19 protein-coding genes and 3 tRNA genes are annotated in these 24337 nt (G+C 72.3%); 11 read left to right on the top strand and 11 right to left on the bottom strand.

The window, feature by feature from the left end; translation table 11 throughout:
* Positions 1-65: 65 nt before the first annotated feature.
* Positions 66-884, bottom strand: a complete 819-nt coding sequence (locus tag ABZ564_RS15525; protein ID WP_360855592.1) for a hypothetical protein — start codon at positions 882-884, stop codon at positions 66-68.
* A 267-nt stretch (positions 885-1151) separates the two neighbouring features.
* Here ABZ564_RS15525 and ABZ564_RS15520 point away from each other — a divergent pair, with 267 nt between their 5' ends.
* Positions 1152-1697: an ATP-binding protein gene (locus ABZ564_RS15520; RefSeq protein WP_360855589.1), complete on the top strand. Its 546-nt coding sequence runs from the start codon at positions 1152-1154 to the stop codon at positions 1695-1697.
* Between the two features lie 36 nt (positions 1698-1733).
* Here the strand turns inward: ABZ564_RS15520 and ABZ564_RS15515 are convergent, their stop codons facing one another.
* Together ABZ564_RS15515 and ABZ564_RS15510 are read right to left on the bottom strand one after the other, a co-directional pair.
* The gene (locus ABZ564_RS15515; RefSeq protein ID WP_360855586.1) at positions 1734-3194 is read right to left on the bottom strand and encodes an aminopeptidase P family protein; all 1461 of its coding nucleotides are present in this window, start codon (positions 3192-3194) and stop codon (positions 1734-1736) included.
* Between the two features lie 119 nt (positions 3195-3313).
* Positions 3314-4801 carry a PP2C family protein-serine/threonine phosphatase gene (locus tag ABZ564_RS15510; protein ID WP_360855584.1) on the bottom strand — a complete coding sequence of 496 codons (1488 nt, stop codon included), beginning with the start codon at positions 4799-4801 and terminating at the stop codon, positions 3314-3316.
* A gap of 477 nt (positions 4802-5278) precedes the next feature.
* On the opposite strand from ABZ564_RS15510, the gene ABZ564_RS15505 reads away from it, so the two are divergent.
* Positions 5279-5989, top strand: coding sequence for a bifunctional DNA primase/polymerase (locus ABZ564_RS15505; protein ID WP_360855581.1), 711 nt, complete (start codon positions 5279-5281; stop codon positions 5987-5989).
* A gap of 610 nt (positions 5990-6599) precedes the next feature.
* Here the strand turns inward: ABZ564_RS15505 and ABZ564_RS15500 are convergent.
* The 3 genes from ABZ564_RS15500 to ABZ564_RS15490 form a co-directional block, all read right to left on the bottom strand.
* Positions 6600-7565 carry a DUF5926 family protein gene (locus tag ABZ564_RS15500; RefSeq protein ID WP_360855578.1) on the bottom strand — a complete coding sequence of 322 codons (966 nt, stop codon included), beginning with the start codon at positions 7563-7565 and terminating at the stop codon, positions 6600-6602.
* A 105-nt stretch (positions 7566-7670) separates the two neighbouring features.
* On the bottom strand, positions 7671-8156 hold the full coding sequence (locus ABZ564_RS15495; RefSeq protein WP_360855749.1) for an ATP-binding protein: 486 nt from the start codon (positions 8154-8156) through the stop codon (positions 7671-7673).
* 354 nt (positions 8157-8510) lie between these two features.
* Positions 8511-9359, bottom strand: coding sequence for a glycerophosphodiester phosphodiesterase family protein (locus ABZ564_RS15490; protein ID WP_360855575.1), 849 nt, complete (start codon positions 9357-9359; stop codon positions 8511-8513).
* A gap of 190 nt (positions 9360-9549) precedes the next feature.
* Between ABZ564_RS15490 and ABZ564_RS15485 the strand changes: the two genes are divergently transcribed.
* The 5 genes from ABZ564_RS15485 (at position 9550) to ABZ564_RS15465 (ending at position 14672) form a co-directional block, all read left to right on the top strand.
* Positions 9550-11046 carry a trypsin-like peptidase domain-containing protein gene (locus ABZ564_RS15485; protein WP_360855572.1) on the top strand — a complete coding sequence of 499 codons (1497 nt, stop codon included), beginning with the start codon at positions 9550-9552 and terminating at the stop codon, positions 11044-11046.
* Between the two features lie 53 nt (positions 11047-11099).
* Positions 11100-11187 (top strand) — tRNA-Ser (locus ABZ564_RS15480).
* 387 nt (positions 11188-11574) lie between these two features.
* Complete coding sequence (locus ABZ564_RS15475; protein WP_360855569.1) at positions 11575-11886, top strand: hypothetical protein; 312 nt, start codon at positions 11575-11577, stop codon at positions 11884-11886.
* Between the two features lie 295 nt (positions 11887-12181).
* Positions 12182-12841: a SigE family RNA polymerase sigma factor gene (locus ABZ564_RS15470; RefSeq protein ID WP_360855566.1), complete on the top strand. Its 660-nt coding sequence runs from the start codon at positions 12182-12184 to the stop codon at positions 12839-12841.
* Positions 12842-13022: 181 nt separating this feature from the next.
* On the top strand, positions 13023-14672 hold the full coding sequence (locus ABZ564_RS15465; RefSeq protein WP_360855563.1) for a long-chain fatty acid--CoA ligase: 1650 nt from the start codon (positions 13023-13025) through the stop codon (positions 14670-14672).
* Positions 14673-14747: 75 nt separating this feature from the next.
* Here the strand turns inward: ABZ564_RS15465 and ABZ564_RS15460 are convergent, their stop codons facing one another.
* Complete coding sequence (locus ABZ564_RS15460) at positions 14748-19244, bottom strand: PAS domain-containing protein (protein ID WP_360855560.1); 4497 nt, start codon at positions 19242-19244, stop codon at positions 14748-14750.
* A gap of 212 nt (positions 19245-19456) precedes the next feature.
* Complete coding sequence (locus ABZ564_RS15455; RefSeq protein WP_360855557.1) at positions 19457-19918, bottom strand: SSI family serine proteinase inhibitor; 462 nt, start codon at positions 19916-19918, stop codon at positions 19457-19459.
* 199 nt (positions 19919-20117) lie between these two features.
* Here ABZ564_RS15455 and ABZ564_RS15450 point away from each other — a divergent pair.
* The 4 genes from ABZ564_RS15450 to ABZ564_RS15435 all read left to right on the top strand — a co-directional run bounded on the left by ABZ564_RS15450 (position 20118) and on the right by ABZ564_RS15435 (position 21437).
* Positions 20118-20208, top strand: a tRNA-Ser gene (locus tag ABZ564_RS15450).
* Between the two features lie 174 nt (positions 20209-20382).
* A tRNA-Arg gene (locus ABZ564_RS15445) sits at positions 20383-20455 on the top strand.
* A 366-nt stretch (positions 20456-20821) separates the two neighbouring features.
* The gene (locus tag ABZ564_RS15440; protein ID WP_360855554.1) at positions 20822-21031 is read left to right on the top strand and encodes an e9imm peptide; all 210 of its coding nucleotides are present in this window, start codon (positions 20822-20824) and stop codon (positions 21029-21031) included.
* Positions 21032-21095: 64 nt separating this feature from the next.
* Positions 21096-21437, top strand: coding sequence for an ATP-binding protein (locus ABZ564_RS15435; RefSeq protein WP_360855746.1), 342 nt, complete (start codon positions 21096-21098; stop codon positions 21435-21437).
* 221 nt (positions 21438-21658) lie between these two features.
* On the opposite strand, the gene ABZ564_RS15430 is transcribed toward ABZ564_RS15435, so the two are convergent.
* Genes ABZ564_RS15430 through ABZ564_RS15420 form a run of 3 tightly spaced genes read right to left on the bottom strand, consistent with a single transcriptional unit; the run spans position 21659 to position 24179 of the window.
* Positions 21659-22414: an alpha/beta fold hydrolase gene (locus tag ABZ564_RS15430; RefSeq protein WP_360855552.1), complete on the bottom strand. Its 756-nt coding sequence runs from the start codon at positions 22412-22414 to the stop codon at positions 21659-21661.
* A 21-nt stretch (positions 22415-22435) separates the two neighbouring features.
* Positions 22436-22618: an acyl-CoA carboxylase epsilon subunit gene (locus ABZ564_RS15425; protein ID WP_360855549.1), complete on the bottom strand. Its 183-nt coding sequence runs from the start codon at positions 22616-22618 to the stop codon at positions 22436-22438.
* Between the two features lies 1 nt (position 22619).
* Positions 22620-24179 carry an acyl-CoA carboxylase subunit beta gene (locus ABZ564_RS15420; RefSeq protein ID WP_360855546.1) on the bottom strand — a complete coding sequence of 520 codons (1560 nt, stop codon included), beginning with the start codon at positions 24177-24179 and terminating at the stop codon, positions 22620-22622.
* Positions 24180-24337: the final 158 nt, after the last annotated feature.

Raw genomic sequence — 24337 nt, 5'->3', positions numbered from 1 at the left:
GTCCGTACCCCGCACCGAGGGGTGCGGAGCATGGGGCCGGTACGCATCGCGTGGAGGGTGTCGCGTCAGGCTGCGAGAACGAGTGCGGAGGGCGGTCCGCGCCTGATCACCATGTGCTGCAACGGATCGCCGGTGGCCGGACGCGGTGCGTCCACGGCCGTACGAGGCGTGCGCGGCCCGGTCGCCGACTCGCCGGCCAGGCCCGCGTGGAGGGCGGCGACGAGACGGAACGCGTCCCGCAGCGCCCTGAGCCTGGCCCCGGCCGCGACCTGCTGGGCGCCGTGGGCCGACAGCCGGGCGAGGCGGAACAGGGCGACCTCGCCCCGCCGCAGCAGCCAGCCGGTGGCCAGGGCGGCCAGCAGGTGCCCGAGCAGCATGGGCAGGCTGGGCAGCGTGTCGGAGAGACCGGCCGGGCCGGTGGGCCCCATGCCGCCGGAGGGGGCCGCGGCCAGGTGCTGGTGCGCCTGGATGGTCACCGTCGCCGGGTCGATCCCCGCGGTGCCGACGATGTGCCGCGCCTCGGCGGCGTTCAGCCGGTGGGGTCCGGCCCCGCAGACGAGGCTCGCCGCGAACCGGATCAGCGCGTCCTCGCCGCCCGCCGTCCCGGAGGCCGTGGCGTGGGTGCCCATCCCGAACAGGGTGTGCAGGGCGAGCTGCCCGCCGGCCAGGGCCGCGGTGATGGAGGGGAGGGAGCGTTCGCGACCCGCGAGGGGGACGGCCACTGCGAGCACGCCGAGGAACGCGGCGAGCAGGGTCCACCAGGGAACGGTCGCGCAGGCTGCCAGCGCATGCCCGGCCGCGGACAACGCGACGCAGACCGCGGCGAACACCGCGGCCCTCAGTAGCCGCAGACCGGCTCCGGCGCGTCCCACAGACACAGACATGGCGGGCCCATCATCCCACCCGGCCCCCCGCCCCCGTACGGCAGGTCCGGAAGGTCGCCTTCCGGGCGGATTGGGCGTGAGCAGGGCCGTTCGGCCGGATTGCGGCCGGCCTGGACGGGGCGGAACGGGCGGGTGGGGTGCGAATACACCGGTGTGGCACATCCGGCTATCCGCCGAATGAGCGGCATCAGAGCACGCGCGTGCTTACGACCGCCCCGGTGCGGCAATACGTATCGGTATGTCTAGCCGCAGCCAGGAGGCCGGAGCATGAGCATCTGGTGGTCACTGCATTTGCGGCGCGAAGCTGCGAGCGTCCCACTCGCCCGTCGGTTCCTGCTCGGCACGATGGAATCCGCGGGCGTGGACCCGGACATCTCCTTCGACCTGTCTCTCGCGCTCAGCGAAGCCTGTGCGAACGCGGTCGAGCACGGCGGGGAGCACGCCGGAACCTCCGGCGCCACCGGGAAGGCCCGGGACGCCTGGGAGGAGCCGTCGGCCACGGCCAGTGGCCAGTACCGGGTCACCGCGTATCTGGACGGCGAGAAGTGCCGCATCGAAGTCGCCGATTCGGGGCCCGGTTTTCCCACCCGGGGCGGACCGCACACACCGAAGCGGGAGCCCGGAAGCGGGCTGCCGGATCCGCAGTACGCGTCGTACCCGCCCGTCACCGCCGAGGAGGGACGGGGTCTGTGCCTGATCGAACAGCTCGCCGACCATGTCCACTTCGGCAACCGCCCGGGGTGCGCCGGCGCGGTGGTGAGCTTCGACAAGATCCTGAAATGGCGCGAGGGCGCCCTGCTCATGGTGTCCTGAGCGGGGCGCCCTCCCCTGCGTACGGCAGGTGATGAGTCAGCCCTTGAGCCGAGCCATCCACGCCTCGACCTCGTCGGCCTGCCGGGGCAGCTTGTCGGAGAGGTTCCGGTTGCCGTCCTCGGTGACCAGGATGTCGTCCTCGATCCGGACGCCGATGCCGCGGTATTCCTCGGGCACGGTCAGGTCGTCGGCCTGGAAGTAGAGACCGGGCTCGACGGTGAGGCAGACGCCCGGCTCCAGCTTCCCGTTCACATACGCCTCGGTGCGCGCGGCGGCGCAGTCGTGGACGTCCATGCCGAGCATGTGGCCGGTGCCGTGCAGGGTCCAGCGGCGCTGGAGGCCGAGCTCCAGGACCTTGTCCACCGACAGGTCGCCGAGCAGGCCCCACTCGACGAGCTTTTCGGTGAGCACCCGCTGCGCGGCGTCGTGGAAGTCGCGGAAGTCGGCGCCGGGCCTGACCGCGGCGATACCCGCCTCCTGCGCCTCGTACACCGCGTCGTAGATCTTGCGCTGGAGCGGTGTGAAGGTGCCGCTGATGGGAAGGGTGCGGGTCACGTCGGCCGTGTAGAGGTCGTTGGTCTCCACCCCGGCGTCCAGCAGCAGCAGCTCGCCCGAGCGGACGGCGCCGTCGTTGCGCACCCAGTGCAGGGTGGTCGCGTGCGGGCCGGCGGCGCAGATCGAGCCGTACCCGATGTCGTTGCCCTCGATGCGGGCACGCAGGAAGAACGTTCCCTCGATGTAGCGCTCGCTGGTGGCCTCGGCCTTGTCGAGGACCTTCACGACGTCCTCGAAGCCGCGCGCGGTGATGTCGCAGGCCTTCGTCAGCTCGGCGATCTCGAAGGCGTCCTTCACCAGGCGTGCCTCGGAGAGGTAGACCCGCAGCTCCTCGTCGCGCTCGGCGGTGACCTTGTCGGTGAGCGCGGCCTCGATGCCGGCGTCGTGACCGCGGACGTTGCGGACGGGACCGGTGGCCTCGGCGAGTGCGGCGGGCAGTTCGCGCACGTCCTTGGCGGGGATGCCCAGCAGCTGTTCGGCCTCGGCGAGGGAGTGGCGGCGGCCGACCCACAGCTCGCCCTGGCCGTCGAGCCAGAACTCGCCGTTCTCCCGGTTGGAGCGGGGCAGCAGGTAGATGGTCGCCTCGTGGCCGTCGGCCGTCGGCTCCAGGACGAGGACGCCGTCCTGGGTCTGGTCGCCGGTGAGGTACGCGTACTCGGTGGAGGCGCGGAAGGCGTACTCGGTGTCATTGGAGCGGGTCTTCAGCCGGCCCGCGGGAATGACCAGCCGCTCGCCGGGGAAGCGCGCGGACAGGGCGGCGCGTCGGTCGGCGGTGTGACCGGCCTGGGCGATCGGCTCCAGGCCGTGCAGCTCGGTGTCGGCCCAGCCGGACTGCATGCTCGCGGCGAGCTCGTCGGAAACGCCCGGGTACAGGCCGTTCTTCCGCTGCTTGACCGGCTCTGTCTCTTCGGTCTCCGGGGTCTCCGGGAACTCCTCAGACACGACTGTTCTCCTTGGATACGACACTGGACCTCCTCCATCGTACGGGCGTACGGAAGGGGGCCCAGGGCCGGAAGACCTCTTACACGGGAAGGACCTGTGCGCGCCGCACCGGGAACGGCTCAGTCGAACCGGGCCGCGAGTACGACCACGTCCTCGGCGCCGTCCGCAGGCCCGGCTCCCTCCGGCAGCACGGTGCGCACCACGTGGTCGGCCACCGCTGCGGCGTCCCGGCGCAGCACCTTCGGGACGCTCGCCGCCGCCGCGTGGAGCCGGGCGTACGCCCGGTCCATCGAGTCACCGGCCCGGCGCAGCAGCCCGTCGGTGTACAGCAGAACCGTCTCGCCGGGCGCGGGGGTGATGTCCACGCTGGGCGCCTCCCAGCAGGAGAGCATGCCCAGCGGGGCGGACAGCGTGGTCTCCACGTACGAGGTGCGGCGCTCGCCGATGATCAGCGGCGGTGTGTGCCCGGCCCCGGCCAGCAGGAGCCTGCGGCGGGCCGGTTCGCAGTAAGCGAAGAGGGCGGTCGCCGAGCGGGCCGGCTCGGTCAGCCGGAGCAGCAGTTCGAGGTCGGAGAGCACGGCGACCGGGTCCTCGCCCTCCATCACGGCGTACGCGCGCAGTCCGGCGCGCAGCCGTCCCATGGCGGCCAGCGCGCTGGGGCCCGAGCCGTCCACCGAGCCGACGGCGAGACCGAGCGCGCCCTCCGGCAGGGCCAGCGCGTCGTACCAGTCGTTGCCGCCCCGCGGGGCCACCTCGTGGCGGACGGCGAGCTGGACGCCGGGGACCCGGGGCAGCCGGCTGGGCAGGAGCTCCTCGGTCACGGTGGCGACATCCGTTCTGGCCCGTTCCAGTTCCAGGAGACGGGCCAGGTGCTCGGAGGCGTATCCGGCGTACAGGCCCACGAGGTGGCGTTGGCGCTCCAGCGGTTCCGCGGGCTCGTCGTAGAGCCAGACGGCGGCGCCGAGCCGGCCGGTCGTATCGGTGGTGAGGGGGAGCGCGTAGCTGGCGGCGTAGCCGAGGCGGGCGGCGACCTCGCGTCTGCGGGGGTCCAGGTCGCTGTCGCCGAGCAGATCGGGGGCGGCCGGCGGGGCGTCCGGGCCGGGCAGGCCCTCCAGGAGGCGGCCGTAGGAGGTGGCGCTGCGCGGCACGGTCTCGATCTGGCCCAGTTCGGCGTGGGCCAGCCCGAGCCCGATGGTGCTGACGGGGCCGCGGCGGTCGGACGGTTCGAAGGCGACCAGCCCCCGGCGGGCGCCGACCAATGCGGCCCCGGCGTCGAGGAACTCGTGCAGTGCGTCGTCGAGCGTGCTGGTTCTGGCCAGCCGCTCGGTGAGCTCGTGGAGCGTGGTGAGGTCGGAGACCCAGCCGGCCAGCCGGTCCTGGATGAAGGCGCCGGGCGCGGCCGGGACCTCGTCGATCGGCTCGGCAGTGTGCGCCGAAACCGGAACTGTGGGATCGATTCCAGCCACTTTTGGCAGGTGCGGAGCGCTCATGTTCGTCGGCTTTCCGAGCGGTGTGTTCCGTCGAATAGCATCGCAAACCCCCATGTCATTTTGCGCCGCTACCAGTGCATCCACATGTACACGTACAAGTGAGGCGATGTCCAGCATTGTCCCCACGGGAAACGCGGTGTCCGTGCCTTAAACAACTTGGCCAAAAACCGCACCCAGTAGTGACCATTGGCGGTCGACTGGGTCTGCCCGACGGGGGTGCGCCTCCGGGTGAAGTCCCAGGGGGAGCGTCATTCCGGGCATGCTGGGTACGTAATTCTTGGATGGCCAGGGGCGGTCCGCCCGCCCCCGGAACCCGGCAGCAGGCCCGGACGTCCTCTCCTGTGACGGCCGCGCCCCACCCCCCGAGTGGTGAGGCCGTACGCGCGGGCGGCAGGCGCGCCGTGCGCCCCGCACGCGCCACGATGTCGACTGCAAGCAGCTCGATCCGGCTCAGCACAGCTCACGCTCGGTACCGACGAACGACCCGTACCGCAGGCTCGACGAGCACGTACACCCAGAAGATCCGCAGGCATGGTGTGACCGCGCACGGTGTGAGGCGGACCCTCGGCGTTCAACGGAAAGGAACGAGCGCTCATGCGCGAGATCCTCGGAAGGCGACGCAGGCTCGGTCGCAAGGGCGGTTCCGCCCGGCTCGAAGCGGCCCTGACCTGCGCCACGGTGTGGCAGTGGCCCGTGGTCCCCGGCGCGGGGCTGCGGGAAGCGGGCGGCGGCGGTGACCGCGACCGCTGCTGCGCGTGCCCCGATCCGGAGTGCGCGGTGCCCGGCGCGCACCCGTTCGACCCCGGCCCGCTCGCCGCGACCACCGACGCCCGGATGGTGCGCTGGTGGTGGACGAACCGGCCGGCCGCACCGGTGCTGCTTGCGACGGGTGGGCGGGCGCCGTGCGCGCTGAGCCTCCCGGCGGTGGCCGGTGCCCGGGCCCTGGCCGGGCTCGACCGGGCGGGGCTGCGGCCGGGGCCCGTGGTGGCGACGCCCACCCGGTGGGCGCTGCTGGTCGCCCCGTACACCCTCGAACGGCTCGGCGAGCTGCTGTACGCGCAGGACTGGGTGCCCAGCTCGCTGCGGTTCCACGGAGAGGGCGGCTATGTCGTCCTGCCGCCGTCGGAGATCGGGACGGGGCAGGTGCGCTGGGAGCGCGCGCCGGGTCGCGCTACCGGCCCGCGCCCCAAGCGCGCCGCCGCGCCGGCCGCGGCGCCCTGGCTCCCGGACGTGGGGGACGTGCTGGACGCGCTGGTCGAGGCGAGCACGGGTGCCCCGGACGGCGGCAGCAGACTCGCGCACTGAGCGGTCGATGGCAGGGTTGGCCGGATTCCGATGCATGTTTGCCCTTGCGGGCGGCATTCATTACGGAGTTCTGCCGCTTCCCTGTCCGATCTCCGGCGAAAAACTTCCATCCTTCCCTCCGCTCTTCCACTCCGTTTCACGATTTCCACGTAAACGACCGGACTGCTCGCGTGGCATCCGTTTGTTCCGTGATGGGGTCGTCGCATGAATTCGGTCGGCCGCGAAGCGGGCCGGCGCCGGGCTTTCTGACGGCGTTTCGGGCGATGTTCCCCGACGGCCGGGGGCTCCAACCGGCTTCGTCCGCCGCAGGGATGACGCCGGGACATCGTGCGGAGGGAGCTGGGGCGGAGGGAGTGGCGGCGGGGCTGTGCGCCGCCTGTACGGAGCCCGTGCGCGGAGCCGCGCGTTCCGGGCGCGCGATGCGCGCCGTACCCGGAAATGAGGACGCCCGATCGCTGGCGACGGGGGATGCACCAGCGACCGGGCTTCTAGAACGGTAACAAGAGATCTGCCGTTCGCAAATTCGATCTCGGGTATTCGGACAGCGATTTACCTGTCAGTACGGTGAGTTGTGACGGGAGTCACCGTCCGGCCCGAGCGGCGGACACGGTCAGCTGAGCGTCACCTGGCGGTTGGTGAGGCCGCCGCGGGCCCGCCGCTCCTCGGCGGTGAGCGGCGCGGTCGACGCGAGCGCCGTCGCGAGCCGCTCCGCGAACGCGGCGGCGGGCTTCTCGCAGTCCTCGGCCCCCATCACGCTCGGCAGGTCCCAGACCGGGACCATCAGCCCGTGCGCCCGGAACGAGCCGACCAGCCGGGTGTCATCGCCGAGCGACGACTCGCCCGCGGCGTGCAGCCGGGCGAGCGCGTCGAGCAGCTGCTCCTCGGCGTGCGGCATGACCCAGCGCAGGTGGTTCTTCTCCGGCGTCTCGCACCAGTAGGCGGCATCCGTACCGGAGAGCAGGGTGGTGGGGATCGCCGCCTCGTTCGCACGCTCCAGCGACGCGGTCACCTCGGCCGTGGCGTTCTCCGCGTCCGGCACCCAGAACTCGAAGCCGGAGTGGACGACCGGCTCGAACGGCGCATCGGCGTCCAGGAGGTCCTGCAGCCGGGGGCCGTCGGCCGGCACGCGGCGGGCGGCGACGGGCGAACCGGGCTCCGCCTCCAGCGCGCGCTGCAGGGTGTCGGCGAGGTCCCGGCTGAGGTCGCCGGAGGAGGTGTCGTTCTGCAGGGCGAGCAGGACGGAACCGTCGTCGCGGCGCAGCGCGGGCCACGCCATCGGGAGGACCGTCGCCAGCGTCACCGACGGCACCCCCTCGGGCAGGCCGCCCTTGAGCGTCAGTTCGGCCGTGGCCGCGGGGACCAGCTCGCGCAGCGCGACCCAGTCGCACTCCCCGGCCAGGCCCTCGAAGGGGCGCTGGACCAGCTCGGTCACGGCCTGGGCCGCGGCGCGGCCGTGACATGCCTTGTAGCGGCGGCCCGAACCGCACGGGCAGGGTTCGCGAGCCCCGACCACCGGGATCTCGCCGTCCTTGAGCTGCTGCTTCCCGGCCTTGGTCTGAGGGCGCTTCTTCGCCATGGTGGGCTTACTCCCGATTGCGACAGTGCGGTCTGGCCCGCGAGCCTAGCCGTCCCGCAGCCCGCCCGGGCACAACCGGCCGCGCGGGCGGCCCGGTCCGCGTCCTCAGCCCACGTCGTCGAACGCGTCATCGAACGCGCCGGTGAAATCCAGCCCCTCGAATCCCGGGATGACGGCGGCCCTCTGCGCGCTCGGCAGTCCGGCCATGCCGGCCGTCCGCCGACCGCCCCGTCCGCCCTCCCGTCCACCGGGCCGGCGGTGGGAGCCGTGGCCCCCGTCGAGCAGTACCCAGACGGTGACTTCGCCCGAGGCGCCGTCGCGTACGCCCCACTCCTGGGCCAGAGCGCTGATGATGTTGAGCCCCCGGCCGCCACGCGCGGTCACCGAAGGTGTGGCCGGAACCGGCCGGGTCGGGCCGCCGCCGTCCGTCACCTCGACGGTCAGTCCACCCGTCCTGTCGACGCGCCAGGCGGCGCGCACGGCGCCGTCCCCCCTCTCGTTGTGCCTGCCCAGCGGCCTGCCGTGCCGGCAGGCGTTGCTGAGCAACTCGGAAAGAACCAACACCGCATCGTCGACGACCGAATCCGACACCCCGTGGCTGCGCAACTGCTCGCGCATCCGGCGCCGCGCCTGGCCCACGCCCGCAGGACCATGGGGTACGGCCATGCTCGACGACGTGGGCACCTCCTGTGCCACCACCAACGCCACCCCCGAGACCTCCTTTGCCCCCACGCCACGGAGTGGATGCCCTCCTGAGCTGTGCCGGAAACCGGCCAATGGTCTGTCAGTGACGCACTCGTCACGAACAGGCACGGTCCGAGTGCGCCGGTGTACTCCCCGTAGTTGATCCGGTGAGGTGGAGATGGGCTCATGCGCAGATGAGCTCATGCGCAGATGGGTTCATGCACAGATGGGTTCATGCGCAGATGTGCCGGTTCGCTGATGTTACGAACGGTCCAGCTGGGCCAGGACCTGCTTGGGGCGGTTGGTGATGATGGCCTCGACCCCGAGCCGTACGCAGAGTTCGACGTCCTCCGGTTCGTTGACCGTCCAGACGTGCGCCCGGTGCCCGGCCCGGTGGAGCCGTTCGATGTAGCCGGGATGGCTGCGCACGATCCGCATGCTGGGGCCGGCGATCCGCGCCCCGGCGGGCAGGCGTCCGTCGCGCAGCCGGGGCGACACGAACTGCATCAGGTACACGGTGGGCAGATGGGGTACGGCGATCCGGACGCGGTGCAGGGAGCGGGCCGAGAAGCTCATGACGCGTACCGGCGCGGGGGTGCCGGCCGGCGGGGGCGCATCGAGCCCGAAGCGTTTCAGCAGATGCAGGAGCCGTTCCTCGACCTGCCCCGCCCAGCGGGTCGGGTGCTTGGTCTCGATGGCCAGCTGGAGCGGCCGCCCGGACGCCCTCGTCTCGACGAGGAGTTCGAGCAGCCGCTCCAGGGTGAGTACGGAGGTGAGCTCGCCCGGCACCGGGTCCCAGTCCGGTGACTCCGTCTCGTCACGGTCCTTCCAGGAGCCGAAGTCGAGGGCGGCGAGCGCGTTCAGCTCCAGGGCGGAGACCGCGCCGCGGCCGTTGGACGTACGGTTCACCCTGCGGTCGTGCACGCAGACGAGGTGGCCGTCGGCCGTGAGGCGTACGTCGCACTCCAGGGCGTCGGCACCGTCCTCGATCGCCTTCCGGTACGCGGCGAGGGTGTGCTCGGGGGCGTCGTCGGACGCGCCCCGGTGGGCGATGACCTGGATGGGATGCTGCATGGGGTGCTGCTGCCGTGCTTGGGTCACGCGGGTCATGGTGTCACCGCGGGAACACGGCCGTGCGCACCTTGCTACGAGGGGTCCTTTTGTCCGATGTAAGGGCCGTGCGCAGATCCACAGGTCCTGCTTACAGTGGCCTGACGTGTCCTGGGAAAAGCTGGCTCCAGACACGTACACAGCGGATCTCTTGCCGAATGACTGATGTGGAACCGAGGAGTAAAGAGCTGTGAGCACAGAGAACGAGGGCAACGAGGGCACCGGGGCCGAGGCCGCCTCGTCCGTTCCGTCCGCACCTCCCGTGCCGGCCGACGCTCCCCAGGCGCACCCCCAGGACGCGCCCCCCGCCGCGTCCCACCCGGACGCCCCGGACACCCGGCAGCAGCCGGTCCGGCCCGCGCCGGAGCAGCAGCCCGCGCCGCACGCACCCGAGCAGACGGCCGCGTTCCCGGCGACCCCGCAGTACGCGCCCCCGCCCCCGCCGCAGTCCGCGGCCGACGCGGGCTGGCCCCCGCCTCCGCCCGCCGTCCCCGCCTACGCCCAGGGGGCGCACGGCGGCGGTGGCGGTCCGGTCTGGGGCCCGCCCGGCGGAACGCACACGCCCGAGTCGCCGCGCAAGCGGGGCGCGGGAGCTCTGGTGGCCGCCGTGGTGGTGGCGGCGCTCGTGGCGGGTGGCATCGGCGGTGCCCTCGGCTACTGGGCCGCGGACAGCAACGACGGCTCCGGCTCGACGACGGTCTCGGCCTCGGCCAACCCGCAGGACCTCAAGCGCGATCCGGGCACGGTCGCCGGTGTGGCCGCCAAGGCGCTGCCCAGCGTGGTCACGATCGAGGCGCAGGGCGGTGACGGCGAGGGCGGTACGGGCACCGGCTTCGTGTACGACAAGGAAGGCCACATCCTCACCAACAACCACGTGGTGGCCTCCGCGGCGGACAGCGGCCAGCTCACGGCGACGTTCTCCAACGGCAAGAAGTACGACGCCGAGGTGGTCGGCCGTGCCCAGGGCTACGACGTGGCCGTCATCAAGCTGAAGAACCCCCCGCAGTCCCTGGCCCCGCTGCCGCTGGGCAACTCGGACAAGGTGGCGGTCGGCGACTCGACGATCGCGATCGGTGCCCCGTTCGGTCTGTCCAACACGGTCACCACGGGCATCATCAGCGCGAAGAACCGTCCGGTCGCCTCCGGGGACGGCAACGGCGGCAGCAACTCGTACATGAGCGCCCTGCAGACCGACGCGTCGATCAACCCGGGCAACTCCGGTGGCCCGCTGCTCAGCTCGGGCGGCGCGGTCATCGGGATCAACTCGGCGATCCAGTCGACCGGCAGCTCCGGCCAGAGCCAGGCCGGCTCCATCGGCCTCGGCTTCGCGATCCCGATCAACCAGGCGACGACCGTCGCCCAGCAGCTGATCAAGACCGGCCAGCCGGTCTACCCGGTCATCGGCGCCACGGTGACGATGGGCGAGGAGAGCGGCGGCGCCGTCATCTCGGACCGCGGCACGGGCGGCACGGACGCGGTCACGAAGGGCGGCCCGGCGGCCAAGGCGGGCCTGCGCGCGGGCGACGTCATCACGAAGTTCAACGACACCGTCATCGACAGCGGCCCCACCCTGATCGGCGAGATCTGGACCCACAAGCCGGGGGACCGGGTCACCCTGACCTACGAACGCGACGGCAAGACGGCGACGGCCGAAGTGACCCTGGGGGAGCGCAAGGGCGACAGCTGACCGGCTAGGCTGTTCCCGCGCCGCACCGGTCCTCACCGACCGCGCCGGCGCGGGGTGGGTTGCCCGAGCGGCCTAAGGGAACGGTCTTGAAAACCGTCGTGGCGCGAGTCACCGTGGGTTCAAATCCCACACCCACCGCCAGGTGAACGGCCCCCGACCGGGAGAACCGGTCGGGGGCCGTTTCCGTATGCGCCCGCGCTTCCAGGACGGCCGGCGGGGGCGGAGCCGTAGCGCAGAGGTCGTCACGCGGGGTCTCCAGAACCGTGAGGAAGCCGGTTCGAATCCGGGCGGGTCCGCTCCCGCCTTCCCCCTCCGGGCGTCTCTTATGCGAGCGCGGGGCGCGCGGTTCGCCCCGGGCCGAGGGTTTGGTTCTCGTTCCTCACGCTTGCGGGGGAACCGGAAGCTGTGGGTGATTCGCCGGTACGGCGGTGGGCAGCTTTGGTCCGCGACGTCGTGATCATCGCCGGGCGGTCGGCCGCCGGCCCGGGTTCAGCCTCAGCCCTACTTCCGGTTCCTGGAGGAACAGACATGGCAAGCATCCGTACCGCTCGTGTCCTCGCCGTCGTTGCCGCGCTGCCTCTGGCCGCCGTTCTCCTCGGCGGAGTGGCCCAGGCGGACAACGGCTCGTTCGCGAGCAACGGATCGAACGCGGGCGTGGCCACGATCAGCGGCAGCGGGGTCGGCGGGAACAACGCGGGCAACTCGTCGACCTCGCAGCAGCAGGCGACCGGTGCCGGGGCGTCGAACCAGAGCAACTCCGCCCAGGCGAACGGCTCCGGCTTCACCGACATCGATCAGGCCACGTACAACCTGGCGGTGAACTTCACGAATCTCTGGTGAGTCCCGGTTCCGTGCGCGGCCCGGTCGGGGGGCCGGACCGCGACGGACGCACCATGACGGCCCGCCCGTACGCCCCTTCGGCGTACGGGCGGGCCGTCCGGCATGTGGCCCGGCGCAGGGCCGGCCGGGGCCGGGCCCGCGGGCGGGCACACCTCGGGCGCGACCCGGAGGACCGGAGCGCGGCCCCCTCCACCTACAGGAGGTGGAGGGGGGTCCGGTTCTACACCCTGAGGCGGACGCGGTTTCGGGACCTGGGGGCGATCCGGGCGGCGGACCCCGCTCCTAGCGTGGAGCCATGACCACGCCAGTCCGCACGGGGACCTCCAGGGGAGCCGCACCGGCATGCACGTCGGCCGCGGTACGCACTTTCGCGCCGGCGCGCACCTCCGCCCCGGCGGGCACGCCGGGAACTCCCGGCCGCGCTTCGCGCGGGGCGCGCGCGTCGGCGGCGCCGTACCTTCCGTATCCCTCGTTCACGTCGTTCGTGCAGGCGCGCGGGCCGGTGCTGCTGCGGGCGGCCCGCTCGCTCACCGCCAACCCCAGCGACGCCGAGGACCTGCTGCAGACGGCGCTCACCAAGACGTACGTCGCCTGGGACCGGATCGAGGACCACCGGGCCCTCGACGGATACGTCCGCCGGGCCCTGCTGAACACCAGGACCTCGCAGTGGCGCAAGCGCAAGGTCGACGAGTTCGCCTGCGAGGAACTGCCCGAGCAGGAGGCGGTCCCCGGCCCCGACCCCGCGGAGCGGCAGTCGCTGCACGACGCGATGTGGCGCGCGGTGCTGAAGCTGCCGGCCCGCCAGCGGGCCATGGTCGTCCTGCGGTACTACGAAGACCTGAGCGAGGCGCAGACAGCCGAAGTGCTCGGCGTGTCCGTCGGTACGGTCAAGAGCGCGGTCTCCCGGGCGCTCGGCAAGCTGCGCCAGGACCCGGAGCTGACGCCGGTCCGCTGAGCGGTGGCCTCCGTAGAGGTGGGACAGGAGAGATGGGACAGGGCGATCCGGCCCGGTCCCGGCCGGTGTGACATTGCGGGACGACACCGATTCGTACCCTCGGGAGTAGTGACATACCGCTCGGTATGTGCGCAGAATCAGCGGTACCTTACTGCCGCGTAGCGCCCACCGGGAGGACGCCGTGCTCAGCACCATGCAGGACGTACCGCTGACTGTCACCCGCATCCTGACGCATGGGATGACGATTCACGGGAAGTCGCAGGTTACGACCTGGACCGGAGAGCCGGAGCCGCACCGGCGCAGCTTCGCCGAGATCGGCCGGCGCGCCATGCAGCTCGCCAACGCCCTGCGCGACGAACTCGGCATCGACGCCGATCAGCGCGTCGCCACCCTTATGTGGAACAACGCCGAGCACGTGGAGGCGTACCTCGCCATCCCGTCCATGGGCGCCGTCCTCCACACGCTGAACCTCCGCCTCCCCGCCGAGCAGCTGGTCTGGGTCGTCAAGCACGCCGACGACAAGGTCGTCATCGTCAACGGCTCCCTGCTGCCGCTCCTCGCGCCGCTGCTTCCCCAGCTGACGTCGCTCGAGCACGTGATCGTGTCCGGTCCTGGTGACCGCTCCGTCCTGGACGGCGCGGCGGTGCGCGTGCACGAGTACGAGGAACTGCTCGCCGGCCGCCCCACCAGCTACGACTGGCCCGAGCTGGACGAGCGACAGGCCGCCGCGATGTGCTACACCTCCGGCACGACCGGTGAGCCCAAGGGCGTCGTCTACTCCCACCGCTCGATCTACCTGCACTCCATGCAGGTCAACATGTCCGAGTCGATGGGCCTGACCGACAAGGACACCACCCTGGTCGTCGTCCCCCAGTTCCACGTCAACGCCTGGGGCCTGCCGCACGCGACGTTCATGTCCGGTGTCAACATGCTGATGCCCGACCGTTTCCTCCAGCCCGCCCCGCTCGCCGACATGATCGAGCGCGAGCGCCCGACGCACGCCGCCGCCGTCCCCACCATCTGGCAGGGCCTGCTCGCCGAGGTCACCGCCAACCCGCGCGACCTCACCTCCATGGCCAACGTCACGATCGGCGGCGCCGCCTGCCCGCCCTCCCTCATGGAGGCGTACGACAAGCTCGGCGTGCGCCTCTGCCACGCCTGGGGCATGACGGAGACCTCCCCGCTCGGCACCATGGCCAATCCGCCCGCCGGCCTGACCGAGGAGCAGGAATGGCCCTACCGCGTCACCCAGGGGCGCTTCCCGGCCGGCGTCGAGGCGCGGCTCGTCGGCCCGGGCGGCGAACACCTGCCGTGGGACGGCGAATCGGCCGGTGAGCTGGAGGTGCGCGGCGCCTGGATCGCGGGCGCCTACTACGGCGGCGCGGACGGCGAGATGCTGCGCCCCGAGGACAAGTTCAGCGAGGACGGCTGGCTGAAGACCGGTGACGTCGGCGTCATCAGTGAGGACGGCTTCCTCACGCTCACCGACCGCGCCAAGGACGTCATCAAGTCCGGCGGCGAATGGATCTCCAGCGTAGAGCTGGAGAACGCCCTGATGGCCCACCCGGACGTCGCGGAGGCCGCCGTCGTGGCCGTCCCGGACGAGAAGTGGGGCGAGCGCCCGCTCGCGACGGTCGTCCTCAAGGAGGGCGCCACCGCCGACTACGAGGCGCTGCGCGCCTTCCTCGCCGAGTCCGGCATCGCGAAGTGGCAGCTGCCGGAGCGGTGGTCGGTCATCCCGTCCGTTCCGAAGACGAGCGTGGGGAAGTTCGATAAAAAGGTTATCCGCAAGCAATACGCGCAGGGCGAGCTGGACATCACGCAGCTCTGAGCCACTGTCCGGACAGCGCGAGGGCGGTACGGGTGCGTTCCCGTACCGCCCTCGTCGTATGCCGTTTCACGCCGGTCAGTTCGTGCCGATCTTCGCGAGCAGGTCGACGATGCGGGACTGCACCTCGTCGCTCGTCGAGCGCTCCGCCAGGAACAGCACGGTCTCGCCCGAGCTGAGCCGGGGCAGGTCGGACTGGTCGATGCCGGCCGAGGTGTAGACGACCAGCGGCGTGCGGTTCAGCTGCCCGTTGGCGCGCAGCCAGTCCACGATGCCGGCCCGGCGACGGCGTACCTGCATCAGGTCCATCACCACCAGGTTCGGCCGCATCCGGGTCGCCAGCGACACGGCCTCGCTGTCCGTCGCGGCGCATGCCACCTGCATGCCCCGCCGCTCCAGCGTCTCGGTCAGCGCGACCGCGATGCCCTCGTGCTCCTCGATCAGCAGCACGCGCGGCGGGTGCTGTTCGCTGTCGCGCGGAGCGAGCGCCTTCAGGAGGACGGCCGGATCGGCGCCGTACGCCGCCTCCCGCGAGGCCTGCCCCAGACCGGCCGTCACCAGCACGGGCACCTCGGCGGCCACCGCCGCCTGTCGCAGGGACTGCAACGCCTTTCGGGTGATCGGCCCGGTCAACGGGTCTACGAACAGTGCGGCGGGGAACGCCGCGATCTGCGCGTCCACCTCCTCGCGCGAGTGCACGATCACCGGCCGGTAACCGCGATCGCTCAGCGCCTGCTGCGTGGAGACGTCGGGCGCGGGCCATACGAGCAGCCGGCGCGGGTTGTCCAGTGGCTCGGGGGGCAGCTCGTCGTCGACGGGCTGCGGGGACGGCCGGTTGGCGACCTCGACCGCGCCACCGGGACCGTCCAGCGGTTCGGGCCCCTCGGCCGCGCCTTCGTCGGGCGCCCCTATGGCGTACGCGCGCCCCTCGGCCGCAGGGGCGGAGAGGAGCTGCCCGGACCCCTGCCCGTGCACCGTGCCGCCGCTGGCCGGGGCCGTGGGGCCGGAGGCCGCGGGACCGGGCTGCGGGGCCGCGGGAGCCGGCGTGGGGAGCGCGGCGCGCTCCTCCTGACCGGGCTCCGGCTCGGGCGGCGCGGCGAGCTTGCGACGCCGCCCGACGCTGCTGCCGCCGCCGAGGGTCTGGTTCTGCTGGTGGGCGATGTGCTGGGCGAACGGCACGCCCTGCCCGAGCGTGCGCACGCTGAACGCGCGCCCATGGGTCGAGTCCGGCGATCCCGGCATGGGCGCCTCGGCGGGCAACGGCTGCCGCCGCGCGTCGGGTGCGGGCGCCAGCGTACGGGGACGGGCCGGGGGTGCGGCGGGGGCGGCCGCGGTGGGGGCCGCCGTACCGGTGGTGTGGGCGGTACGTCCGGTGCTCTGCGTCTCCGGCGCGGCGGGGCCATGCCCGGAGGCGTCGTCCTCCCCCCAGCCGCCGGGCTGGGCAGACGGCGACGCGCTTCGCTCACCGGGGGCGGTCTGCGCGGGATGCTCCGCGCGCGCGCCGGACTGGGCAGGCGGCGCGAAGGGCGCGTCGGGCGCGCCGAGCCTCGGGTCGACGACCGGGGTGCCGGTGGGCGGGGTGGAGGGTGAGGGCGGGGCACCCGGGCTGGACGCGGGTGTTGCGGGCCGGGCGGCCGTGGTGGCCGGCGCGGGCGGTACCGCCGCGCCCGGCGGTGTGGTCTGCGCGGGCAGTGTGAAAGGTGCGGGCAGTGCGAAAGGTGCGGGCTGGTCGGCAGTGGGCTGGGCGACCGGGGTTCCCGGTGTCTGCGCGGGCAGCGCGAAGGACTCGGCCCGTGCCTCCTGCGGGCCCGTGTCCCCGTGGCGGGCGCGGCGCCGGCCGGTGGGGACGGGCTGGGCCTGCGGCGTGACGGGGGAGTGCTCCGGCGCACCGGTCAGGGCCTCGGGTGCGGAGGCGGCGTGCGTGCCGGGCAGCGCGGACCCAAGCTCATACGTACCGGTCGCGGCCTCACGCGTACCCACGCCGACCTCGTACGAACCGCTCCCGGACTCGCGCGTACCGACGGTCCCCGTCGTGCCGGCGGCAGCAAGTCCCGAGCCCTCCGGCTCCTCGCCGCCCGTCGGCGTGCGGTCCGCGTCGGCGGGCGGGAGCGCGAAGGGGACGCGTGGTCCCGCGTCTGCGGCGACGCGGTCCTGTGCGGCGGCCAGTGCGCGGCGGGCGCGTCGGCCGGTCGGCTGCGATGCCGGTGCGGGCAGCGACGGGGAGGGGGCCACCGCGCCGGGAGCCGTGCGGGCGGCCTCGTCGAGGTTCGAGAAGGCGGCGGGGGCAGAGGACTCCACGGCGTTCACGACAGGAGGAAGGGCCAGCCGGCTCTCCCCGCCCGGGTGCCCCTGGTGTCCGCCGGCCGCGACCGGGACCTGCGCCTCGGCCGGAACGCCCTGCGGCGGCACGGTCTGCCCGCGCTGCGGCCGGGCACCCGCACCCTGCGCACCCTCGGCGGCGGTCACCACGGACCCCTCCGACGGAGCGGCCGAGGGCAGCGCGAGGGCCTGTCCCGGCACCTGGGCGGCCGTCTCGGCGGGGCTGGGCCGCCCGCGCCGGCGTCCGGAGCCCTCGGCCTGCTGGGCGGGGATCAGCTCGTGCGGGGCCCCTTCGGGAGCGGGGGCCGCACGGCGTGCACGCCGGCGCCCGGTCGGCGCGGCCGCGCCGGTGTCCCCGGGTGCCGCTTCCAGCTCACCGGTGTCGTCGGAGCCACCCACGGGGCTCTCCAGGAAGGCGTCGGTGGACGAACGCCGCGCCCGGCGCCGCCCCCTGCCCGCCTCGGGCGCGTCCGACACCGCCGGTGTCGGGTCCGCATGATCGGGCTCCCCCAGGGGAACGGTCTCGGGCGCCACCTGAGGGGCGGCCTCCACCGCCGGTACCGCCGCCACGGGCGGCTCCGGCGCCACGGTGCCCGCACCGGCGCCGATCGGTACCTCAAGCACGTACGCACTGCCGCTCATGCCCGGCATCTCGTGCGTCTGGAGCACACCGCCGTGCGCACGGACGATGCCGCTCACGATCGGCACGTGCACCGGGTCTCCCCCGGCGAACGGTCCGCGCACCTCGATGCGGACGACGTCACCGCGCTGGGCGGCGGCGACCACGACGGTCGAGTCGACGTAACCGCCGCCGGGCACGACCCGGGCCTTGCCGGTCGAATCGACACCGGCCACGTCCGCGACGAGGTGGGCGAGGGCGGTCACCAGGCGTCCGGCATCGACCTCCGCCTCGATCGGCGGCGCGTGCACCGCGAACTGGGCGCGCCCGGGTCCGATCAGCTCGACCGAGGCGTCGATGCCGGCCGTGACGACCCCGTCGAGCAGCACCCGCGTCTTGACGAGCGCCTCGGCGCCGCCGTCGAGGCGCTGGTAGCTCAGCACGTTGTCGATCAGCGTCGTCATACGCGCGTAGCCCGCGGCCAGGTGGTGCAGGATCTGGTTCGCCTCGGGCCACAGCTGGCCGGCCGGGTCGGCGGCGAGCGTGGAGAGTTCGCCGCGCAGCTCCTCCAGGGGGCCGCGCAGCGACTCGTCGAGCACGGCGGTGAGCTGGGTGTGCCGGGCGGTGAGCTCCGTCAGCCGCTCGGTCTGCTTCTCCAGCTCCGAGGCGTAACGCTCGGTGCGGTCGGCCAGCTCGGTGGCGTGCGCCTCGGTCAGGGCGGCGATTTCGGCGGCGTGCCGTTCGGTGAGTTCGGTGACCTCGGCGGTGTGGCTCGCGGTCAGCTCGGCGATCTCGGCCTTGCGCCGCTTGTCCAGCTCCTCGTAGGGGCGGCGGTCGGTGAACGTCATCACGGCGCCGACGAGCTGGTCGCCGTCACGGACGGGCGCGGTGGTCAGGTCGACCGGCACCTGTTCCCCGCTCTTGGACCACAGAACCTGCCCGCGCACCCGATGTTTGCGTCCCGACTTGAGCGTGTCGGCGAGGGGGGACTCCTCGTAGGGGAAGGGCTCACCCTCCGCACGCGAGTGCAGGACCAGCGGATGCAGCTCCTGGCCGCCGAGATCGCTGGCCCGGAAGCCGAGGATCTGCGCGGCGGCGGGGTTGACCAGGACGACCCGGCCGTCCGTGTCCGTACCGACGACACCCTCGGCCGCGGCCCGCAGGATCATCTCGGTCTGGCGCTGGGAGCGGGCCAGCTCGGCCTCGGTGTCGACGGTGCCGGAGAGGTCGCGCACGACGAGCATCAGCAGCTCGTCACCCGTGTAGCTGCCCCCGTAAGAACCCTGGACGTCCTTGTACGCCGCGTGCCCGTCCTCCAGGCTGGCGCTCGTCACCTCGACGGGGTACTCGTGTCCGTCGGTACGCCGCGCGATCATGCGTGTGGGCTTGGTACGGCCCCGCTCGTCCGCAGCCTCGGGCCGGCGCATCGACCCCGGGATCAGCTTGGAGTCGAACTCCGGCAGCAGATCGAGCAGCCCGCGACCGACGAGCGCGGTGCCCGGCGTCTCGAACATTTCGAGGGCGATGGTGTTGGCGTTGACGACCGTGCCGTTGCAGTTGACGAGCAGAAGCCCGTCCGGAAGGGCATCGAGTATGGCTGCGAGGCGAGCAGTGCCTCGGGATGGCCTGCTGCTCACGACGACGCTTCCTCCCTGATTACTGCACCTTGCCCGACAGCGGCCCCATCTTGCCCTCGGGCCTTCAGGCTGTCACTGAAGGAGTCTAAAGGCAGGGGAGGGGCGTGGGACTGCGGATGGGGGGAGCTCTCACCAAGGTTTGGTGCATTTGGTGTACGGCTCCGACCCGCGCCGCGCCCCGCGGAGACCCGGAGCCGGGCCCCGGGGGCGGTTCACCGCAGGTTCGGCAGGACCGGGCGCAGGCCGTTCCACCGGGCGATCTCGCACCCGTCGGTCCGCTTGAACGTGGCGTCGACCTGGTGACCGTGCCAGGTACCGGTGACCCGGGCGGTGGCTTCCCCGCCGTACTGCTGCGTACACATCGCGTCCCGGGGCACCGGCGCGAACGGGTCCGCCCCTTCCGCCTCCAGCTGCCCCAGCCGCTCGCACGCCTGCGCCGCGACCGGGTGGCTTCCTCCGGCCGGCTCGCACCGCAGCTCGTACCTCCCGTCCGCCTCCGGATTTCCCGACCCCGCGACGACGACGGTGAGCCGGGTACCCGCCCCGTCGTCCTGGAGCAGGGGGAGCCCCAGGGGCAACGGCAGGGGCCCGGCCGAGGCGGCGGTGGCGGCGGGCGCGGCGGCGGACAGCGCGGCGAGGGACGCGACAGCGGTGAGGGCGAGACGGCGCATCATTGCGGACTCCTGTGGCGGAAGAACCTGCGGGGGCGGCGCCCCCGGCATGACTAACGCGCCACCGGCCCCGGCGTTGCGCACGGCAACCGCTTTGCCCTCCCGGCCGACGGCCTAGTACCGTAGGCCGCGATTGGTGGCGCAGCGTGTAACTGTGTCATCATCTGCACGCACCACTCGCGCTCGCGCGAACTGTTGCGCTGGAGGCGTCGCCTAGTCCGGTCTATGGCGCCGCACTGCTAATGCGGTTTGGGGCTTACACCCCATCGAGGGTTCAAATCCCTCCGCCTCCGCACCACCACCGAAGCCCCGGGCCCCAGGCCCGGGGCTTCGGTCGTTCCCGGCCATGTGCCCGGCGTTTGCCCAGGTCAGGCGGGGTGCGGGTAATGGATTTCGCGTCCCGGCGCAGGTCATGTAATGTTGTTCTCGCAACGCCGACGGGGCAGAAAAAAACCCCGGAAGCACAAGCACTCGTAGCTTAACGGATAGAGCATCTGACTACGGATCAGAAGGTTGCAGGTTCGAATCCTGCCGAGTGCACAGCAGGCCAGAGGCCCCGGAGAAATCCGGGGCCTCTGGCGTTTGCCGGGTAGGGGTGACGAGGCGCGCAACCGGGCCACCGCCCGCCGCGAGGCGAGGTCGCCGGCCCGGAGGTGCCGAACGATCGCGCCGACGATCCGAACGTGCCAGGGCGGGCCCCTGCCCCTTCCGCGGTCGTTCCCCTCTGCCTGCTCGCCCTCGTAGGCTCTCGCACATGAGCTATGGCCTTCAGGCCGCACGGCCGCTGCCCGCGGGCAGCGATTCTTTGGCAGGTGCTGCCATGCACGTGAATGGCCCTCGCGGGCGGAGCCAAGATCGCCGTCGACCGAACGAGACACAGTGACGACGTCGGATCCTCACCGGAGAATGAGCCGCGAAGAAGCGTTGCCGCTCATCCAGCGTCTCTTGGACGGCGACGTCGCCGATGAAGCTGAAGACAGTGCGATCCTGGATGCTTTGCACCGCGGGCTCGGGTGCCCTCACATCAGCGACTACATCTACTGGGACTTCGATCCAGACCTGAGCGCTGACAAGGTTGTCGATCGAGCGATGACTTACAAGCCGATCGCGCTTTGACTTCGGGGAGAGCGCGACGCCGGTGAGTGAAGAAGGCGCGCCATGACCCGGGTGCAGCCGGACACTGCCGCGCAAGCCGGAGAGCACCGCAGCCGCCAGGCGCCTCACCGATACCGCCCTTTGCCGTTGGGAGCTGGAGGAGCTGGTCGAGGACGGCGCCTTGGTGATGAGCGAGCTGATGGCCAAGGCTGTGCAGCACGGCTGTCGGGAGTCCAGCCGGGTGGCAGTGGAGCGCGTCATCGAACGGAGGGTCCGTGTGGCCATTACGGACTTCTCCCGCGCGCTGCCCGTGGAGTGTCGAGCGGAGGACGGTGACGAGAGCGGGCGGGGTCTCCTGCTCGTCGCGGCCCCGGCATCCGATGGGGGGGAGGGACACGCGTCGTTGGGGCAAGGTCGTGTGGGCTGATCTGGAGGGGCGCGGGCGCCCCCGAGAAGAGTCCCGTTCGCAGCGCGGGCCGAGCCCCTCTTTCCCAGTTGCCCGACATGGTCGGTACGGATGGGTGCTTGCGGGTCAGCGTGCTTCCCGAGCCCGACTCCGAAGCCGCCGGTGAGGCGGCGGACGAGGAGTAGGTCCGGCGGAACGGGGAAGGGCGAAGGCCCGGTCTGGTCTTCGCCCTTCACGGCCTTCTACACGAGGCGTTCGCGGATCAGGTTGATGACTGCCGGGGCGTGGTCGTTCAGGTAGAAGTGGCCGCCTTTGTAGGTGTGGAAGGTGCAGGGGCCCGTGGTGTGGGTGGTCCAGGCTGTGGCTTCGCTCTCCGTCACCTCGGGATCCTCCGTGCCGTTCAGGACCTCGATCGGGCAGGTCAGAGGGGTGGAGCCCTGGTAGCGGTAGGTTTCTGCGGCTCTGTAGTCGGCGCGGATGGCCGGGAGGATGGAGCGGAGCAGTTCTTCGTCGGCCAGGACCGCGGGGTCGGTGCCGCTCATGCGGCGGATGGTGGTCAGGAGTTGGGCGTCGGGGGAGGCGTGGACGTTTTCGTTCTCGCGGTGGCGGGAAGGGGCTCGGCGGCCTGAGGCGAACAGGGCGACGGGGGTGGTGCCGGCCGCTTCCAGGCGGAGGGCGACCTCGAAGCCCAGGGTCGCGCCCAGGCTGTGGCCGAACAGGGCGATCGGGCGGTCGCACCACGGCAGCATTTCGGCGGTGACCAGGTCGGCCAGGCGGTGGACGTCGTCCACGCACGGTTCGGTGCGGCGGTCCTGGCGGCCGGGGTACTGGACCGCGATCACGTCCGCGGCCGGGGCCAGGGCTCGGGACACCGGGAAGTAGTAGCTCGCCGAGCCTCCCGCGTGGGGCAGGCAGAAGAGGCGTACCGGGGCCTCGTCCGAGGGGTGGAAGCGGCGCAGCCAGGCGCTGTTGGCCTTCAGCGTGGTGGGCGTGGGCATGGAGTTCCTTACGCAGTCGGGTTACAGGGCCGGCCAGGTTCCCGGGGGGCGCCAGCCGCGTGCGGGGCCCCAGTCGGCCCGTGGTGGGGAGGGGTTCGCGGGGGGCTCCTGGGCCCTCGTCGCCGAGAGCAGGACCAGGAGGACGGCAGCGAGCTCCGTGGGGGTCGGGGTTCCGCCTTCGATGCGGATGTGGGAGTCGGCCATGTCAGAACGGAGGGTTGCCGTGCTTGCGTTCGGGTAGCGGCACGTGCTTGGTGCGCAGGACGTCCAGGGCGTCGGCCAGCACCTGGCGGGTGGAGGCGGGGTCGATGACGTCGTCCACCAGGCCGCGTTCGGCCGCGTAGTACGGGTGCATCAGCTCCTGGCGGTACTGCTTGACGCGCTGGGCGCGCGCCGCTTCCGGGTCGTCGGCGGCGGCGATCTCACGGCGGAAGACCACGTTGGCGGCGCCCTCCGCTCCCATCACCGCGATCTCGTTGGTGGGCCAGGCGAAGGAGAGGTCGGCGCCGATGGAGCGGGAGTCCATGACGATGTACGCACCGCCGTAGGCCTTGCGCAGGATGACCTGTACGCGGGGGACCGTGGCGTTGCAGTACGCGTACAGGAGCTTCGCGCCGTGGCGGATGACCCCGTTGTGCTCCTGGTCGCTGCCGGGCAGGAACCCGGGGACGTCGACCAGCGTGACGAGCGGGATGCTGAACGCGTCGCAGGTCTGCACGAAGCGCGCGGCCTTCTCGGAGGCGTGGATGTCCAGGACGCCGGCGAGGGAGGCGGGCTGGTTGGCGACGATGCCGACCACGTGGCCGTCGAGGCGGGCCAGGCCGCAGATGATGTTGGTCGCCCAGTTGGCGTGCACCTCGAAGAGGTCGCCGTCGTCGACGATCTCCTCGATCACCGCCCGCATGTCGTACGAGAGGTTCGGGTCGGCGGGGACCAGGCGGGACAGGGCGTCGCCGGGGCGGTCGACCGGGTCCTCGCAGGGGATCGACGGCGGGAGCTCGCGGTTGTTGGAGGGGAGGAGGGTGAGCAGGTGACGTACCTCCTCCAGGCACTCCTCCTCGGTGTCGTACAGGAAGGCGCTCGCGCCCGAGACCGTGGAGTGCACCTGCGCGCCGCCGAGGTCGTTGTGCGTGATCTTCTCGCCGGTGACGGCCTGCACGACGTCGGGGCCCGTGATGTACATCTGTGAGATGTCGCGGACCATGAACACGTAGTCCGTCAGCGCCGGGGAGTACGTCGCCCCGCCCGCGCACGGGCCGAGCATCACGCTGATCTGCGGGATCACCCCGGACGCGGCCACGTTGCGGCGGAAGATGCCGCCGTAGCCGGCGAGTGCGGTGACGCCCTCCTGGATACGGGCGCCCGCGCCGTCGCTCAGCGACACGAGCGGTGCTCCCGCCGCCAGCGCGAGGTCCATCACCTTGTGGATCTTCTGGGCGTGCGCCTCACCGAGCGAGCCGCCGAAGATCCGGAAGTCGTGCGCGTACACGAACACCTTCCGGCCCTCGACCCGGCCCCAGCCGGTCACGACGCCGTCGGTGTGCGGCCTGCGGTCCTCCAGGCCGAATCCGGCCGCGCGGTGGCGGCGCAGCTGTTCGATCTCGCGGAAGGTCCCCGGATCGAACAGCAGGTCCAGCCGTTCGCGCACGGTCAGCTTGCCCCGTGCGCGCTGCGCCTCGGTGGCGCTCGGCGAAGGGCCCAGCTCCACGGCCTCCTTGATCGCTCCTCGTTCGGCCACTCGGACACTGACATCGGCAACGGTCATGATCCACCCGTCTCTTCGGCCATCGGGCCCGCCGATGGCGGCGCCCTGGGCAGTGCGTGCCATTGAAGGGGTCCGGGGCGTGCGCGGAGAACACCGACCACCCCCCTGACCGCTCCCCGGCCCGCCGGGACCCGGGCCCAGCAGGCATCTCGTCCGTC

Source organism: Streptomyces sp. NPDC019224 (assembly GCF_040632605.1).
Classification (GTDB): Bacteria; Actinomycetota; Actinomycetes; order Streptomycetales; family Streptomycetaceae; genus Streptomyces.
This window is presented reverse-complemented; position numbering and strand designations above follow the sequence as displayed.

Excerpts from the sequence above, each read along its gene's own strand:
- ABZ564_RS15525 (WP_360855592.1), bottom strand. The coding sequence starts at position 884 with ATGTCTGTGTCTGTGGGACGCGCCGGAGCCGGTCTGCGGCTACTGAGG.
- ABZ564_RS15520 (WP_360855589.1), top strand. The coding sequence starts at position 1,152 with ATGAGCATCTGGTGGTCACTGCATTTGCGGCGCGAAGCTGCGAGCGTC.
- ABZ564_RS15510 (WP_360855584.1), bottom strand. The coding sequence starts at position 4,801 with ATGCTGGACATCGCCTCACTTGTACGTGTACATGTGGATGCACTGGTA.
- ABZ564_RS15505 (WP_360855581.1), top strand. The coding sequence starts at position 5,279 with ATGCGCGAGATCCTCGGAAGGCGACGCAGGCTCGGTCGCAAGGGCGGT.
- ABZ564_RS15500 (WP_360855578.1), bottom strand. The coding sequence starts at position 7,565 with ATGGCGAAGAAGCGCCCTCAGACCAAGGCCGGGAAGCAGCAGCTCAAG.
- ABZ564_RS15490 (WP_360855575.1), bottom strand. The coding sequence starts at position 9,359 with ATGACCCGCGTGACCCAAGCACGGCAGCAGCACCCCATGCAGCATCCC.
- ABZ564_RS15475 (WP_360855569.1), top strand. The coding sequence starts at position 11,575 with ATGGCAAGCATCCGTACCGCTCGTGTCCTCGCCGTCGTTGCCGCGCTG.
- ABZ564_RS15470 (WP_360855566.1), top strand. The coding sequence starts at position 12,182 with ATGACCACGCCAGTCCGCACGGGGACCTCCAGGGGAGCCGCACCGGCA.
- ABZ564_RS15455 (WP_360855557.1), bottom strand. The coding sequence starts at position 19,918 with ATGATGCGCCGTCTCGCCCTCACCGCTGTCGCGTCCCTCGCCGCGCTG.
- ABZ564_RS15440 (WP_360855554.1), top strand. The coding sequence starts at position 20,822 with ATGAGCCGCGAAGAAGCGTTGCCGCTCATCCAGCGTCTCTTGGACGGC.
- ABZ564_RS15430 (WP_360855552.1), bottom strand. The coding sequence starts at position 22,414 with ATGCCCACGCCCACCACGCTGAAGGCCAACAGCGCCTGGCTGCGCCGC.
- ABZ564_RS15425 (WP_360855549.1), bottom strand. The coding sequence starts at position 22,618 with ATGGCCGACTCCCACATCCGCATCGAAGGCGGAACCCCGACCCCCACG.
- ABZ564_RS15420 (WP_360855546.1), bottom strand. The coding sequence starts at position 24,179 with ATGACCGTTGCCGATGTCAGTGTCCGAGTGGCCGAACGAGGAGCGATC.